The organism is Bradyrhizobium sp. WSM4874 (assembly GCF_055811835.1).
The window spans coordinates 1-14,521 of the sequence record NZ_JBVVPR010000065.1 but is presented as its reverse complement, the minus strand read 5'-3'; the positions used below and the strand labels follow the sequence as shown (position 1 = coordinate 14,521).

Annotated in this window: 14 protein-coding genes and 3 pseudogenes; 11 read left to right on the top strand and 6 right to left on the bottom strand. The window is 59.6% G+C overall.

Annotated elements, in window-relative coordinates; genetic code table 11:
- Window positions 1–668: 668 nt before the first annotated feature.
- A pseudogene (locus AC0L3P_RS36460) lies at window positions 669–1,078 on the top strand (efflux RND transporter permease subunit); the annotation flags it as partial.
- Complete coding sequence (locus tag AC0L3P_RS36455; protein ID WP_473308975.1) at window positions 1,047–1,469, top strand: recombinase family protein; 423 nt, start codon at window positions 1,047–1,049, stop codon at window positions 1,467–1,469. The pseudogene AC0L3P_RS36460 and the gene AC0L3P_RS36455, both read left to right, overlap by 32 nt.
- Here AC0L3P_RS36455 and AC0L3P_RS36450 read toward each other — a convergent pair.
- Window positions 1,466–1,684: a recombinase family protein gene (locus tag AC0L3P_RS36450; protein WP_473308963.1), complete on the bottom strand. Its 219-nt coding sequence runs from the start codon at window positions 1,682–1,684 to the stop codon at window positions 1,466–1,468. The genes AC0L3P_RS36455 and AC0L3P_RS36450 overlap by 4 nt on opposite strands.
- Window positions 1,685–1,770: 86 nt before the next feature.
- Between AC0L3P_RS36450 and AC0L3P_RS36445 the strand changes: the two genes are divergently transcribed.
- Window positions 1,771–2,031 (top strand): hypothetical protein, encoded by a 261-nt coding sequence (locus tag AC0L3P_RS36445; RefSeq protein ID WP_473308962.1) that lies wholly within the window; start codon window positions 1,771–1,773, stop codon window positions 2,029–2,031.
- A 289-nt stretch (window positions 2,032–2,320) separates the two neighbouring features.
- Here the strand turns inward: AC0L3P_RS36445 and groL are convergent, their stop codons facing one another.
- The gene (groL, locus tag AC0L3P_RS36440) at window positions 2,321–3,991 is read right to left on the bottom strand and encodes a chaperonin GroEL (protein WP_473308961.1); all 1,671 of its coding nucleotides are present in this window, start codon (window positions 3,989–3,991) and stop codon (window positions 2,321–2,323) included.
- A gap of 93 nt (window positions 3,992–4,084) precedes the next feature.
- A complete protein-coding gene (locus AC0L3P_RS36435; RefSeq protein ID WP_473308960.1) occupies window positions 4,085–4,399 on the bottom strand; it encodes a co-chaperone GroES in 315 nt (104 codons plus the stop codon).
- 330 nt (window positions 4,400–4,729) lie between these two features.
- Here AC0L3P_RS36435 and AC0L3P_RS36430 point away from each other — a divergent pair, with 330 nt between their 5' ends.
- From AC0L3P_RS36430 to AC0L3P_RS36405, 6 genes and pseudogenes are all read left to right on the top strand, one after another.
- Window positions 4,730–5,047, top strand: a complete 318-nt coding sequence (locus AC0L3P_RS36430; protein ID WP_473308959.1) for a DUF1488 family protein — start codon at window positions 4,730–4,732, stop codon at window positions 5,045–5,047.
- Between the two features lie 224 nt (window positions 5,048–5,271).
- Complete coding sequence (locus tag AC0L3P_RS36425; protein ID WP_473308958.1) at window positions 5,272–6,024, top strand: outer membrane protein; 753 nt, start codon at window positions 5,272–5,274, stop codon at window positions 6,022–6,024.
- Window positions 6,025–6,996: 972 nt separating this feature from the next.
- A complete protein-coding gene (locus tag AC0L3P_RS36420; protein WP_473308978.1) occupies window positions 6,997–7,257 on the top strand; it encodes a hypothetical protein in 261 nt (86 codons plus the stop codon).
- Window positions 7,205–7,498: pseudogene (locus AC0L3P_RS36415) on the top strand (transposase family protein); the annotation flags it as partial. The gene AC0L3P_RS36420 and the pseudogene AC0L3P_RS36415, both read left to right, overlap by 53 nt.
- A gap of 93 nt (window positions 7,499–7,591) precedes the next feature.
- Window positions 7,592–7,813 carry a hypothetical protein gene (locus AC0L3P_RS36410; RefSeq protein WP_473308974.1) on the top strand — a complete coding sequence of 74 codons (222 nt, stop codon included), beginning with the start codon at window positions 7,592–7,594 and terminating at the stop codon, window positions 7,811–7,813.
- A 19-nt stretch (window positions 7,814–7,832) separates the two neighbouring features.
- Window positions 7,833–8,255 carry a hypothetical protein gene (locus AC0L3P_RS36405; protein WP_473308957.1) on the top strand — a complete coding sequence of 141 codons (423 nt, stop codon included), beginning with the start codon at window positions 7,833–7,835 and terminating at the stop codon, window positions 8,253–8,255.
- Between the two features lie 1,529 nt (window positions 8,256–9,784).
- Here the strand turns inward: AC0L3P_RS36405 and AC0L3P_RS36400 are convergent.
- On the bottom strand, window positions 9,785–10,123 hold the full coding sequence (locus AC0L3P_RS36400) for a hypothetical protein (protein ID WP_473308956.1): 339 nt from the start codon (window positions 10,121–10,123) through the stop codon (window positions 9,785–9,787).
- Here AC0L3P_RS36400 and AC0L3P_RS36395 point away from each other — a divergent pair.
- Entirely contained in the window at window positions 10,122–10,355 is a 234-nt protein-coding gene (locus AC0L3P_RS36395; RefSeq protein WP_473308955.1) for a hypothetical protein, read from the top strand. The genes AC0L3P_RS36400 and AC0L3P_RS36395 overlap by 2 nt on opposite strands.
- Window positions 10,356–10,400: 45 nt before the next feature.
- On the opposite strand, the gene AC0L3P_RS36390 is transcribed toward AC0L3P_RS36395, so the two are convergent.
- Window positions 10,401–10,835: a hypothetical protein gene (locus tag AC0L3P_RS36390; RefSeq protein ID WP_473308954.1), complete on the bottom strand. Its 435-nt coding sequence runs from the start codon at window positions 10,833–10,835 to the stop codon at window positions 10,401–10,403.
- Window positions 10,836–13,330: 2,495 nt separating this feature from the next.
- Here AC0L3P_RS36390 and AC0L3P_RS36385 point away from each other — a divergent pair.
- Window positions 13,331–13,576, top strand: coding sequence for a DUF2934 domain-containing protein (locus tag AC0L3P_RS36385; protein ID WP_473308953.1), 246 nt, complete (start codon window positions 13,331–13,333; stop codon window positions 13,574–13,576).
- Between the two features lie 595 nt (window positions 13,577–14,171).
- Here the strand turns inward: AC0L3P_RS36385 and AC0L3P_RS36380 are convergent.
- A pseudogene (locus tag AC0L3P_RS36380) lies at window positions 14,172–14,521 on the bottom strand (hypothetical protein); the annotation flags it as partial.

The following is a 14,521-nucleotide window of genomic DNA, read 5'->3' as shown; positions in this document are numbered from 1 at the left end:
TGGCCTCCCTGCTGCACGGACATGCCGAAGTGCATCTGATGCTCGCGCGGCCTCAGGGCGAAGCCCTCGTCGATGCCGCAGCGCACGTCCATAAGTTGGGCTGCGCGATGCGCCGGTCCCGACTGGACGGCATGAGGATTCAGCTGATCTTCGACACCGAGTGCGTCCCCCTTCAGTCGGAGCGGTGCTGGCGGCTGGGTCTGATCGTCCATGACCTGATCGCGACGGCGGCCAAACACGCCTGTTTCGATGCGCGTGCCGGTGAGATCAAGGTCAAGCTGACCCGTCGCGGCGCACTGGTGAACTGCGTCGTGCTGGACAACGGCTCGCGTTCCGTGCGGTCGGATGCCGGACGGCGCGTTCGGACCGATAACGACTTGGCGAGGAGCCTGGGCGGTCGGATCGAGCAGGGTTTCGGCAGCGAGTTCACGTCGGTCGTTCTCTCGTTTCCGCTGACCGAGCGAGAGCGGCAGACGAATTGGGGGATGGCGACGCGGCGCATGAGATTGACGCGGCCCGTCAAGGCCAAGTCGGCCGACACCGCGGCTCTTCCTCCGCCTGCTGCCGTCTCGCATCAGGCCAATCATCCCGTTGCAGCCAAGCCGGATCCGAAACCGTCCAACCTCTCCGACTGGGCGCTCAGTCATCGTTCGCTCGTCTGGTATTTCATGATCGCCTTCATGGCGGCGGGACTGTTTGCCTACCTTCAGCTGGGCCGGCAGGAAGATCCCGACTTCACCATCAAAACCATGGTGATCCAGGCGCAGTGGCCGGGCGCGCCTCGCCCGCGGAGATGACCCGGCAGGTCACCGACAGGATCGAGAAGAAGCTCGAGGAGCTGGAATCGCTCGACTACACCAAGAGCGTCACCGTCGCCGGCCAGACTACCGTCTTCGTCTATCTGCGTGACACCACCAAGGCCGCCGACGTGAAGCCGACCTGGATCCGGGTCCGCAACATGATCGCGGACATCAAGGGCGAGTTTCCGCAAGGGGTGATCGGGCCGGGCTTCAACGACCGCTTCGGCGACGTGTTCGGCAACATCTATGCGTTCACCAGCGACGGCTTCTGGGCGCGAGCGAAGATGCCTTGGTCCACGCGGAACTCTCCGTCAAGGTGCACGCCGGACACTGCCGGGTCGCGAGCCTTGGATACCGCGTTGGCGCTCCCGTCGGCTACGGCTCCGACGCTTGATGGTCGACGAAAGCGAGCATCCGAAGGCCGTTCTCGCAAAGGGGCAATTCAAGGCTCTGCAATCGGATCGCGTTCGGCTGCAGCATGGCTCGGCCGAAGAGACCGCCGTGATCCGGGAGATTTTCGATCAGTTCGTCAACTGCCGGGAATCCTACAGCGACATCAGGCGTCAACTGAACGACGCGGGCATCGCCAATCACAAAGGTAGGCCCTGGACCGACGGCATGATACCCACCATTCTCGGGGACCAAAGCGTTATCCGGATTCTTGACTAGCTTCTGCCCCAAGCGTCTTGAGGTGCGATTGTAGACGGTCTTGCCGATGTAGTTCTCGTCCTGCCGCGTTGCTCGGCATAGCGACGGATCGTGTGGAGTTGATTTTCGGTGGAATATTTCTGGAGATCTGTCGACATTCGGACATAGGCAGCGGCAAGAGAAGAGCCTTCTCCGCGATCCGTGGACTTGCCGATACTTTTAATGCGCCTTGTCAATCAGCACCCAATTCGAAGTGAATCTGCCGGCCTTCCCCCAAGGCGCCACAACTTAGCTGCCTGATCCTACCGGACAGGAGGATGGAATGTCGTTTCCAAAGAAGGGTAAGTCCTTTCCGAAAAGGGGCGGGGACGACAGTTCGGAATTCAGCATTGACGATCATGCGTTCGCGATGAGAATCGCGTCGGCATTGATCTCAGAACTTAAGGATCGAAACTCGCGCGCAAAGTTGGTGGCTGGCTGGACGGGGGCGAACGAGCGCACGGTCAAAATTGGATTGCAGGACGATACGCACCCTGCGGGCGACACCTCGTATTATTGGCTCAGCATTCCGACCAGGTTCTAAATGCCATTCTGCTGATGGCGGATCGGCAGGATCCACTTTTCGGTGGAAAGTTAGAGGGTCTAAGGCGAAAGGTATTCGAGTTGGTGGCCATGGTCGGGGAGTAAGTCGCCAGTTGAAGGACGGCGCTGCGCGCGACGAGGACACACGAAATGTCCGAATTGCGCTCCTTCGCCGCGCTGAGGGGGAAATAGTCCCCGGCCGTATGTGGGACCCCGGCTGACCGTAGGAAATCAGCAAAGGCCCGGCATCGCTGCCGAGCCTTCTTACTATTGAGCTCTGAATGTCGGATTTAAAAGTCCATGCCACCCATGCCACCCATGCCACCCATGCCACCCATGCCGCCTCCACCCGGAGGCATGCCGCTCGCACCGGTGTTTTTCTTTGGCAGTTCGGCCACCATGGCTTCGGTAGTGATCAGGAGCGCCGCGACCGAGGCTGCGTTCTGGATCGCCACACGAACCACCTTGGTCGGATCGATGATGCCCTTGGAGACCAGGTTGCCGTATTCGCCGGTCTGCGAATCGAAGCCGTAGGCGTATTGATCCTTCTCTAGGATCTTGCCGACGATCACCGAGCCGTCCTCGCCCGCGTTGATTGCGATCTGGCGGGCTGGGTAAGACAACGCCTTGCGCACGATCTCGACGCCGGTCTTCTGGTCGTCGTTCTTGGTGCGAATGCCTTTGAGGTGCTCGGTAGCACGGAGCAGGGCAACACCGCCGCCCGGGACGATGCCTTCCTCGACCGCCGCGCGGGTCGCATGCATCGCGTCATCAACGCGATCCTTGCGCTCTTTCACCTCGACCTCGGTCGCGCCGCCGACGCGGATCACCGCGACGCCGCCAGCGAGCTTGGCGAGTCGCTCCTGGAGCTTCTCACGGTCGTAGTCCGAGGTGGTCTCCTCGATCTGCGCCTTGATCTGGGCCACGCGCGCCTCGATGTCGGCCTTCTTGCCGGCGCCGCTGACGATCGTGGTGTTCTCCTTGTCAATCATCACCTTCTTGGCGCGACCGAGCATGTTGAGCGTGACGTTCTCGAGCTTGATCCCGAGATCTTCCGAGATCGCTTGGCCGCCGGTCAGGATCGCGATGTCCTGCAGCATGGCCTTGCGGCGATCGCCGAAGCCCGGAGCCTTGACGGCTGCGACCTTGAGGCCGCCGCGCAGACGGTTGACGACTAAAGTGGCCAGCGCCTCGCCTTCGACGTCCTCGGCGATAATCACCAGCGGCTTGCCGCTCTGCACCACAGCTTCCAATAAGGGAAGCAGTTCATTCAACTGAGATAGCTTTTTCTCATTGATGAGGACGTAGGCATCTTCCATTTCAACGCGCATCTTGTCGGCATTGGTGACGAAGTAGGGCGAGATATAGCCGCGGTCGAACTGCATGCCTTCGACGACCTCGAGTTCGGTCTCGAGCGACTTGGCTTCCTCAACCGTGATGACACCCTCATTGCCGACCTTCTTCATGGCGTCGGAGATGAACTTGCCGATCTCGGCATCGCCATTGGCCGAAATCGTGCCGATCTGGGCGATTTCCTCGTTCGAGGTGACCTTCTTGGAATTCTTGACGAGGTCGGCGACCACGGCTTCCACAGCCATGTCGATACCGCGCTTCAGATCCATCGGGTTCATGCCGGCGGCAACCGACTTGGCGCCTTCGCGGACGATCGCAGCCGCCAGCACGGTCGCAGTAGTGGTGCCGTCGCCAGCCGAGTCAGCGGACTTGGAGGCGACTTCGCGCACCATCTGGGCGCCCATATTCTCGAACTTGTCGTCGAGCTCGATCTCCTTGGCGACAGTGACGCCGTCCTTGGTGATGCGGGGCGCGCCGAACGACTTGTCGAGGACGACGTTGCGGCCCTTCGGACCGAGCGTCACTTTTACCGCATTGTGGAGGATGTCGACACCGCGCAACATGCGGTCGCGGGCGTCTACGCCGAATTTGACTTCTTTGGCTGACATATTGGTTTCTCCTGATTTGACTTGGTCTCATCTCACCCTTGGCGAGGCGCCCGGCAGGCGCTCCTCTCAGGGGTGAGCGGTGCGGGCGGTGGATTAGGCGGCCTTCTTCTTGGAAGACACGTCGGTGAGAACGCCCATGATGTCGCTTTCCTTCATGATCAGCAGGTCGACGTTGTCGATCTTGACCTCGGTGCCGGACCACTTGCCGAACAGCACGCGGTCGCCGACCTTGAGGTCGATCGCGATCAGCTTGCCGGCTTCGTCGCGGCCGCCGGGGCCAACAGCGACGATTTCGCCCTGCGAGGGCTTTTCCTTGGCCGTGTCGGGAATGATGATGCCGCCAGCGGTCTTCTCTTCTGCGTCGATGCGCTTGACCACGACCCGGTCGTGAAGCGGACGGAATTTCATGCTCTCCTCCTACCTTCTAGTCGCATTTATTTTGAATGAAATAGCAATCGAAGCTAGCGAGTGCTAATCGCTCGGAAAATAAGCCGGCCTGGCCGGCATACAAGACAAAGCCGCGAAGGATTTCGAGAATCAGTCGCCCTCATCGGGCCGCGGAGGCGATTCATAGCCACCCAAAGGAGCACCTGGAATGAAATCTGGGCTGGTCCGAAGAGGCCGCTGGGGAAATTCAGGGCCGACGCCTGCCCAGGTTGTTGTTTGGCTTTGCCACCCAATGGCTAACCCGGGCCAAGTCGCGCGGCCCGCCTGTTCATCGGAAAGGGGACCGGGTTCATGCCGCTGACGACAGGAAAGGCCATTGGGTATGATGCCGACCTGATGGCGTTCAAGTTTACGATGAGGAATGGACCGCAAATTGTGCAATGCCAAATTAGCACTGCCGCGCTTAGCGACTTGGCTGATCGTAGGAGAGGCTCGAAAGGGGACTTGCTTGCTGAATTTAAGGCCCATCGCGTGTTAATCGAAGCCATAGCGTCCGCACTGTTCGACCAATCATCCGATGAGAAAACAAGAGTGATCAGTATTTTTTCGAAACACATTCCGATCAGCCGTTTCGGCAGAGGTCATTCGATAGTGCCGGGACGGAGCTGAACGGTCGGATAGCGCCGATCCGCCGCAATTTCCGCCGGATGAATTTGCCGTATTCGAAAGAGTAGACAAATCAGTAGCTTACACGATTGCTCATTTTGGTCTTGAGTGTTGTCCATCGGATACAGGTCTTTGGGAGATTTGCGGCTATCGTGCTTCCACAGTTCGATCGGCAGCCGTGCCAATGACCGCTTCGCCTGAAGCGCATAACAAGTGGGGATTTAGGGATGAAGAAGTTTTTACTAGGAACGGTAGGAGTGCTTGCGCTCGGAATGGCTGTGCCAGCCTCGGCTGCCGACATGCCGATGAAGGCTGCGCCGGCTCCCTACGTTGCCCCGATCTACAACTGGACCGGCTTCTACATCGGCGGCAATGGCGGCTGGGCGCAGAACCACAATTGCGTGGATTTCCTTGACGCGGCTGGCGTAGCCTTCGCTTCCGGCTGCCGCGATCGGTCCGGTGGCGTCATTGGTGGCCAGCTCGGTTATCGCTGGCAATCCAGCCAGTGGGTGTTTGGTCTGGAAGCGCAGGGTGATTGGGCGGATCTCAGCAACCAGCGCGTCAGCCTCATTAATCCTGCGCTCTCAACTCGTACTAAAACCAGTGCCATCGGCCTCTTCACCGGTCAGATCGGTTACGCTTGGAATGCGTCACTGTTTTACGTGAAGGGCGGCGCGGCGGTGACGGACAACCGCTTCAGTGTCCTCGAAAACGCTTTCGGCACTGAACTCGTGGCGCAAAGCGCGACCCGCTGGGGTGGCACCGTGGGTGTTGGTTGGGAGTATGGCTTCGCGCCGAATTGGTCAGCCGGTATTGAGTACGACCATCTGTTCATGGGGCACCGCAATAATTCGTTCACGGCCCCTCCCGCTCTTGCCGGATTTGTGAACGACCGGATCACGCAGGACGTGGACATGCTCACGGTGCGCGTGAACTACCGCTTCGGCAATTACGGCAGCCCGGTCGTGGCGAGGTACTGATCTCGCGTTATTTAAACTTCTCCAGCAAACCAGGTCGGCAGAAATGCCGGCCTTTTTGTTGGTGGGTATATATCTAAAAAGTCCTCAGACCCGCCACCCCGCAATCGAGCCGTCGGTTAGCTCTGTCGCCTGCACCGGCTGATGACCCGCCGCGATGGTCAGCGCATTGGCTGCTCATGAGCAAGATTGTGACTGGGTCGACCGCTTCCCTGCCATCCTTGCTGCGCGCCGCCTCAAGACCGCATCGTTCCTGATCGGTGGTGCGGCGGTGGTGGTCAGGCATGTGAGCCAAGGGCAGGCAACCGATGTCGTTCTACCATCGACCTTCTTGGCTAATGCTTTCATTGAGAGAATCATAGCTGACAAACGACGCCGGTTCGTAACTTCCTCTGCAGTATCGCGCCCATGCTTGAATGCATTCCGGTTTCCCTTTGGTGCTCCAGGGCAGGGACCACCGTGCATCCTGCGCTTACCTCACTGCTTCCTGCGGGCTATCGGTCCAATGCAGGCGCCTCTCGGGCCATCGGCCGCTTCGATCATGATCGAACGCAGCCGGACCAGCGATAATCTATGAAACGGCGGAGAAGGTTCGAGCCCAGTTCCTCTCCCTCCGCCAGCGCACCAATCAAATCAATTGGTTATGATCCGGGAACCAGACCCAACCCCCGGCGCTATCCCGGCGCGGCAGGATCGGCGCCCGCGTGGCCGGGGCTCGGACAGGGTCTGGGCGTCTCGCGCACCGACGGGCAGGGCTGGGGCGTGTGGGGGCCTTTTGGGGCAGGGGTATACCGACCAATGCTCCGAACTCCGCGCGTCGGCTAATCAGACCGCACCTGACCATCGTTGCCGACTCACGCAGGGTTGTGGCAGGGCAAAGGGAAGCGATCAAACCAAGCCGACGATTGAGTCCTCTGCGCGTGATCGCCATCGATCCGCAGAAGCAGGCGAACTCTTACGTCTAAGAGGCATCACATGAGCATTCTCCACGTCAATCAAATCGATGGCGCGCTGCATCGCGTATTCGATGGCAAGATCGACCTCAGCGATGTGCAGTCCGCTACTCCCGCGGGGGACAAGGTCTTCCTCACCAGAGCGCTGGCGGCGTTTGCCATTATGCAGCTCGTTGGCGTCTCCGCTGACGAGGCTGCGCTTACTGTCACAGACGGCACCGGCGACAGAGGCTGCGGAGGCCCAGTGCCCCTTGTGCGCGACAGCATCGCGGCGAGTCCATAGCCGTTACATCCGGCACGTGGCCGATTTGCTATCAGCGGGCAGAAAGGTGCGCCTCCGATTGCTCACGCGGCGCTTCACATGTGAGGTGCCGCATTGCCGCCGGCAGATCTTCGCGGAGCGGTTCGGAGAAGACGTCGTTCCGCTTCGACGGCGTCGGACGGCACGGCTCGAACACACCGTCCATCACCTGGGGTTGGCGCTCGGCGGCCGGCCGGCAGCCAGCTTCGCCAAGACCAACAGGAAGGTGCAACGAAATTTTTGGAGAGCAGGAACACTATTGATCGGGGCGAGGTTTGTTCTTCATCAGAGGCTAGGCATTGCGGAGTTCTCTTCCATGGCTACCCAGATCGTAATGGACAGTTCGGGCGACAGCAGACATTTTTTTGACCAAGACGACCCCAAGGGGCTCGCCGAGGCCGAGCGGCGCTTCAAGATGTTTACCGGCCAGGGATTTACCGCTGCCACTCGGACAGCGGCCGGCGATCTCAAGCTGATACGCTCATTTGAACCAACAGCGGAGGAAACCCTGTTTTATCCGCACTTGGTCGGCGGTTAGAGCCGTCGCAGCACGCAAGATGTTTTTGTTAGGACGTAACGTCGCCCAGGGCGGGCGTCTACGTGCCCTGCGTGCCCTCTATCGGAGCTTCAACGAGCAAAATGGCCCGGAAGCGCGTGCACGTCGTCTTTTGAGAGGGTGGTTATCTCCAGAGCAACGCGCGCAGTTTGATGCCAGCGGGTTTTTCGAAGTCACTGGCTCACTTACCGGCCGGAGATACCGAATTTATCAGGGCACAATGAGTAATGTCTTGGAGCTGGATGAAAAACTGGAGCCTAAGGTGGGGTGGTGCTTCCTCCCCGAACGGGCGTTGGCAGTTGGCGATGTGATGCTCGCCCAGAAGATCGCACTCGAAACTGACGAAGCCGCAGTTCTCGCGATCGCCAAGTCGTTTTCTCCGAGACTGCCGTTTGTGCCCCGAGCAGTGCGGCGAGGTCACTGAGCTGATCATGAGCGGGGCCGTCGCTTGTGACGGGGGCGACCGCTCGCCGCGAAAGGGCGCCATTACGCGAGACGAGGACGACGTCGCGATTGCATCGAGGATCGGCGCTGGGCCCGATCGGCGCAAGAACGTCCATGCGTCAGTGTTACTTGGGCCGGCGCCTAACTAGGTTTGGCCGCTTCGTGGATCGGAGCGGTGTTCACTATTTCCTGGACAGTTCGCAGCACCCGACCGAATTCAGACCGAAGATGTCGAGCGTGCCTCGCATCTTTTGGTTCTGAGAGAAAAGCAATCTTCACGAGGAAGCGGTTCAATTCGGCATCCAGCTCCCCCCTTCGCAAAGCCGAAAGGCAGGACCGTATCGGAGCCAGAAGAGGCCTCGTCACCCCCGGGCGACATCATCCCGGAATGGTGGGCGAGATCATCTTGGAATGCTGGACGACATCAAATCGGAACGGTGGGCGAGATCATTCCGGAATAATGGGCGACATCGAGCGGAATCAGCAGCGTACACTTATACTCGTAGGCGTCTCGCCCTAACGTCGCTTGCCGCAGCTAGGGCGGCCGATGAGAGTACGGTCGACAAAACAAAGAAAATGGATAAGTGCAGCTACATGCTTATCGACGGGCAGTCGGTCGATCTGCCGGCCGGCGCAAACGTTTGCGTCCGCTCACCCGCGCCATACACCAACGAATACGCGCTGCTCCACTGCTATCCACCACTACAAGAGATTGATCTCGTAAAGCGCGGTGATTCCCGCTGCACTGAAAAGTACGAAGATCGCGAGCGGAAAAAGTAGTGGCCTAGTTCGCATCTGTGCGTGGGCTTACACAGCAGTGATGGCATCCGCCGGCCGGCGAAAGTGATCGCGCCCCGAGGCGCCCCGAAAGGGATGATGCTTCATTTTTCCTTCGCCGTCCTGGCCAGCCTATTCTTTTTGACCGGGCGGAATGGCGCCTGCGGCAGCGGCCGGCAGGGATGGCGCGGCGGTTTCAGCCGTGGGTGCGGCGCCTCTAAGTTCCGCGGCGTCCGTGCAGTCTCCTGCCCAAAGCTTCGTCCCTTTGACCGTTCCGACGAGCTTGCAACCCACCGGCGCTTGCGGCCTGAGCTGAACGGACGGGCGTTTGGCCGCCTTCGGTGGAGCAGTTTGAGCAAATGCGCCAGTCGTAAAGAGCAGCGCGATAAGTCCGATTAGCGGCTTCATCGTTTGTCTCCCCTTCGCCGAGCCTCCGTCTCAACCAGCGCGCGGATGTTCCCGCAACGGAGACGAGCGCGCAAGGGGCAGATGAGCTGGTGAAAAATGGTGTCCTGAATGTTGAACCCGGGCAGCCTATGCGAGCCGGATCCTCTTGTCTCACGTCTTCAAGCTCCCCGATGCCAGGCTGTATCCTAGGCAAAGAACCTGTCGGATCTTCGGTAAACCGGATGACGGCTACCTCCGCGAGGGAGGAAGTGGAGTAGCGATGTGCCACCTGCGACGCCCTCCCTCCGCTGGAGTCTCCGGGCGCGCGGTTGGATCGAAAGCTCGTTAAAGCCGCCCGATAAATAACTGCTCAACTTTGATCTGGGTCACGAGTGCCGCCGACGCGGGGCCGATGCAGCAGCAATGACCAGCATCATGTTTAGCTGTCCGGCGACTGACCAAAATGTGCAGCAGTGGATCGAGGATGATCCGAATGCAGCAAGCGACGCCTTTCTGCTGGTGAAATGCCCGGCTTGCGGCAAGACCCATTTCATCAATCGGATGACGCATCGGCTCCTGGGCCCACGAAAAACGAGCCCCAATCTGAGTAGCGCAATGCGGCGTGCCGTGCAGATGGAACAGAACCATCAAGGCTTTGGTCAGGGAAGGGAGGAGTAACGCCATGAGCAAGGCTTTTCGCAAGGCAGTCGCCGATCCCCCTGTGATCACAGTTGGCGATCTCATCGATGAACTCTGCCGGCTGCCGGATACAGCAGTCGTTAGCTTCCACTGCCCCATGCTGGAACATGAGCTTACATTTTACAGTCTTCGAAAGCGGTCCAAGGACCTCGTAGAAATTCAAATCAGTGCGTATCCGGGGAGCCTTCCTTTTGTACCAACGGCCGACGCTGCTTGAGCCTGTAGCGGCACAGCGCGCAGGAACATGATGTGCGCCGCGCTCTTACTGCGCTAGAAATCCGAATGCGACCACCAGTGCCACCATGCTCGCGAAAATCAGCAGTGCCGGGAGGAATTTTCGCGTCATTGGGCCCATCGGACGGCGCGCGGCCGATCGACCGGGTTGAGGTCTAAGTGGTCTCTGGGAGCGCACGACTTCGGCCTCTGTCCTTGGCATCCGAGCCTTTGGTTCCGGCGCTGCGCCTACGCCTCCCATCTCGCTGTAATAAGCGCTATAGACTTCGCGAACGGCTAGGGCCGTAGAGTCGGCCTCGCTCATTGTCTCGAGCCGAGTTCGATAGTTGGTCAGAAAGCTTTGGGCGCTAGACGGCAGGTCATCGAAACCACCCAGCTTCGCCATCATGAGCCAGGTGGCGAAATCCGCCTCAGCCTTCGTGCGCGCTTTTTTGGCGATACTGGCGTTGGAGCTAGAGGACATGGTGGTCCGATTGGTTGAATCCGGCCGCGAAGCTGTTCATCCACACCATCAGCGCGGCGAGGGCAGGCAAATCGGCAATCCAATCACAGTACGAGGAGAGTTCAAACGCGAACCTTATCAACTAGGCTCCTGGCCAGGTTGAAAAGGACTGAGCAGGCTAGCCGTCCCAGGGTAGCTCGCGCCGCTGCGTTGAGCTTCAGGAACGTATGGCGTCAATCGCGTGGGCAATCAGGATTGCAGCGCTGGCCGCGATGATGATGACTAACAGCCAAGTGATCACGTTCGTCTCCATCCATACTATGGAGTGAACGCGCTCAATCGCGCACAGTCAAAAACAACCCGCCAAGAAGCCTAATTAGGCGTTGGGCTGAGGATTCATGGCAACTCTTGCGTCCGCAGTCGGCCCTATCGGGCGGATGGCCAGTAGGAGAAGAACGCCAACAACACACGCCGCAAGTGCGAGTAAGAGAATATCCACGGCACCCCCGAATCGTTAGGGATTTGCACGGGAACTTACATCATCCGGGAGTGGGCCCAAGCTCCTCAGCTTCTTTCCGCGAGAGAAAGGCCCGGTGAACAGGCGGCCACCTAAAAAAGGGGGCCGTCGGGATGAACCCGAGGCCGAAAAGGCAATTATCCAGACCGATGACAGCCGGCCCCGTTCGCATTCCGCAAACATGAAGCTGTCCCCCAATTCGGCAGTTACGAAGTGTGCTTCGCCGATGGCCGGCCGAGCGTCTGCTTCTACTGGGACGATGTCGGGGGACGGCGGCTCGCGCCGAACCTGTTGACCGGAGCAGAAGGGCTTGAACAGGCCCGGGCACTCGCAAGAGCGGAGCTCGCTCGCCATCGAAAGACGAAATGAGCAAAAATAGGAACGGCAACTGCGGGCGGTTAGTTGAATGGCGGCCGGCTTCCCAGCCCCAGCCGGCGGAGCGGCCCCCGCCTTAACCTCACAGTCTCCCCTGAAGCCGGGGCTGTCTCTCCGCCAACAGGGCCTGCCAGCGCGAACCGGCGAGGCGCCATTTACCAAGCTTTTGCTAAAGTACGTGGCCCGTCAGCGCCAGCCACCGAGCCCCCCGGATCTCACGGACTGTTGCAAGATTGAAAGTCCGAACGAGTCGTCCGCGCCCTGTCGCGTGAGATAAGAGATCGGTATCGATCAATCTGATTGGCAACCCGAGCCAGCTCTGCGACAATGATTTAAGAAGTCTGGCTTCGGTCTCGCTCTGCGCCGATTGCGCTAGGCGGAGGCATTCATCCGCCTGGGCGCGGCACTGCTTCGCAGCTTCCATTGATGCCACCCTTTACTCGAACGATGCCACATTGGGTGTGATCTTCACGCAATAACAAATATCAATTTTGTAAGTTTCCAACTGCTCCATAAAGAAAATCCCGCCGACCTGAGAGGGCAGCGGGAGTTTATAGAAAAATTATTGGCAATCGGCGGGCACCGAGTGCAGGAATCAGTTTTAGCATGTGGGGTGCGCCGGCGTAAACCGGCCGCATGCCGTTGCGGCGGCCAAAAAGCCGGCCCCGCAGGGCTGAAGCCCTTGAGGCCGGAGTTTACGGTACGCTGCTCCGAGACGGTGCCCGGAGCTGAAGAAAACGCACTCCGATTGCCGGTCGTTCCCGGCTCGCAGAATACCGCGAAACGCCTATCTTTTCTCAGATGCGTATGGCGTATGAGCTCTGTTTGGCGACCGCCGGCAAGCAGGTCCCATCAGGACCCGACTGGATCCACGAAGTGAAGCACACAACGCGGCTGCTCTCCCGCAACGCACCGATTGGACCAAGCGCTACCCCTGGATCGCCGAGGCCGCGCTGAACAACCGGCAGAAACATTTCGTCATTGAGGCGAGGCGGTAATTCTCGGCATCGATGGCATCTCCGACTCCAACGCGCTGCATTCCCGCAAGCACGAGCACGAAGTGCAGCTATACACGTTTGACGTTCTCGCCGTGGGCGGTGACGATCTCCGGCACCTGCCGCTAAATTGCTCAAGACTAATTTGGACCGGCTGCCGGCTCGCCGCCCGGAGGGGATGACCGTCGCGCCATTCGAGCGCGGCGAGATCGGCCCCGATCTTTATCGTTCTGCCTGCCTCATGGGCTTGGAGGGGCTGATCTCAAAGCACCGCGATCGCCCTACCGTGACGGCCGGCAGAAGCATTGGATAAAGGTGAAGAACCGCAGCCGTCCCGCTTACAGCGGGAGCTTTGATTGGGGCGGACGTGGGGCAGTGGGCTGGGGTGTCTGGGACGCGGTCGCGGTGGTACGCGCCACTAACGCGGCCGTCTCGACCATCAGCGCTTCAAGCTCTTTACGGTAGTCCACGGTACCGGCCCTCCGCCAAAAGGGCCATTGTGGGCGGGAGCGGGAGGGTAGTCAAACGGGCGAGCTATCGCTGGGCAAAGGTTCTGAACAATTCGCACTTGCTCTCATTTATCCTCTCTTTAAATCCTCCGTTTGAGTGCGAGTAGCGAGATGCACCTCATGGCCGAGCTTGAACAGCTGGAGCACCAGCTCGAACTGGCAAATCGAGCGCTTGCCATGGTTTGCGACCGGCCCACGACTGTGCGGCTGCTAGCGTTCGGCCGGGACATAGGGACTAGGATCGAACAGCTGAAGGCTGCCAGCCTTGAAGACGCCACGCGGCGCCGTGCCTACCAGCTCTGGGAGGACGCAGGGCGGCCTTGGGGACGCGACATCCGCGTCCGCATTAACTTGCGCGTCGCTTAGCGTATCCGCCGCCGCTGCCGGGTCTTATCCGAACTGCACAAATGACCGAGAACGCATGACCTGACAATCCAGTTTTGTCTTTAAGCAGGGATTTTGTGGTGAGCGCGCTGGGGCTCGACCGCAGACCCCCTGCTAAAGTCATGTACTCGGTTGAGTCGTGCAGCGGCACTTCGATCGGCTGACCGGCTGCGGAATAGGGCTGGCACAACTTCGACTCGATTGCGCAGCTGAACCGCGGGGGCATCTCGAGGCCAGCTCAGTTTGTCTCTCCCTTCTTAGCTGGAGGCGCCGCACCACGAGGCCGCTGCGCGGTTGGACTTTGAAGGCGTGATCTCCAAGCCCGTTGACGCCAGGTATCGATCCGAGCGGACTGAAGCCTGGTGGAAGGTGAAAGACCGTCCGAGCGTGAGATATTTTGAAATTTGCCGTGGTTGCCTCCACCAAAGATGACCCCAGAGCGGCCCCGACCAGGCGTTCGGCCAATCGCCTGGGCTCTAGGTCCTTGGTTTATTCGTCGGACTATAGTCGCAAGAACGTTTCGTGACGCGCTTCATCGCGCAGAGGGGCACCTCATCGCGGCTAATTCCGTTTGGTTTCAGCCGAATAAGAAGTCGTGTGCCGTGAGCGAACCGCCGAAGTTGTGGAGAGTCACCTGATCCGCTCCTGCGGTAATGAGGGTATCAGTGCCACTGTGGACGATGATAAGATCATTGAACGAGTGCACGCCCGCCACGTTACTGAACTCGATCTGATCATGCTGGCTTTGGCTGAAGTCCTCAATAATGTTCTGGGTCCCGACCGTCATGGAGGGGATGTCCCGGGTTCTGTTGAATTTCTGAAGAGGTCGGCGTTGCCCACCTTGAGCCGGTAGGCTCGGGGTGCTGATTCCACAAAGGAGAGCAACGCCATGACGAGAGATATCACACCGGCTGGTTCGCCGGCGAC

Excerpts from the sequence above, each read along its gene's own strand:
- AC0L3P_RS36430 (WP_473308959.1), top strand. The coding sequence starts at position 4,730 with ATGCCGCTGACGACAGGAAAGGCCATTGGGTATGATGCCGACCTGATG.
- AC0L3P_RS36425 (WP_473308958.1), top strand. The coding sequence starts at position 5,272 with ATGAAGAAGTTTTTACTAGGAACGGTAGGAGTGCTTGCGCTCGGAATG.
- AC0L3P_RS36445 (WP_473308962.1), top strand. The coding sequence starts at position 1,771 with ATGTCGTTTCCAAAGAAGGGTAAGTCCTTTCCGAAAAGGGGCGGGGAC.
- groL (WP_473308961.1), bottom strand. The coding sequence starts at position 3,991 with ATGTCAGCCAAAGAAGTCAAATTCGGCGTAGACGCCCGCGACCGCATG.
- AC0L3P_RS36390 (WP_473308954.1), bottom strand. The coding sequence starts at position 10,835 with ATGTCCTCTAGCTCCAACGCCAGTATCGCCAAAAAAGCGCGCACGAAG.
- AC0L3P_RS36400 (WP_473308956.1), bottom strand. The coding sequence starts at position 10,123 with ATGGCGTTACTCCTCCCTTCCCTGACCAAAGCCTTGATGGTTCTGTTC.
- AC0L3P_RS36455 (WP_473308975.1), top strand. The coding sequence starts at position 1,047 with ATGCGTTCACCAGCGACGGCTTCTGGGCGCGAGCGAAGATGCCTTGGT.
- AC0L3P_RS36405 (WP_473308957.1), top strand. The coding sequence starts at position 7,833 with ATGTTTTTGTTAGGACGTAACGTCGCCCAGGGCGGGCGTCTACGTGCC.
- AC0L3P_RS36395 (WP_473308955.1), top strand. The coding sequence starts at position 10,122 with ATGAGCAAGGCTTTTCGCAAGGCAGTCGCCGATCCCCCTGTGATCACA.
- AC0L3P_RS36435 (WP_473308960.1), bottom strand. The coding sequence starts at position 4,399 with ATGAAATTCCGTCCGCTTCACGACCGGGTCGTGGTCAAGCGCATCGAC.
- AC0L3P_RS36410 (WP_473308974.1), top strand. The coding sequence starts at position 7,592 with ATGGCTACCCAGATCGTAATGGACAGTTCGGGCGACAGCAGACATTTT.
- AC0L3P_RS36420 (WP_473308978.1), top strand. The coding sequence starts at position 6,997 with ATGAGCATTCTCCACGTCAATCAAATCGATGGCGCGCTGCATCGCGTA.
- AC0L3P_RS36385 (WP_473308953.1), top strand. The coding sequence starts at position 13,331 with ATGGCCGAGCTTGAACAGCTGGAGCACCAGCTCGAACTGGCAAATCGA.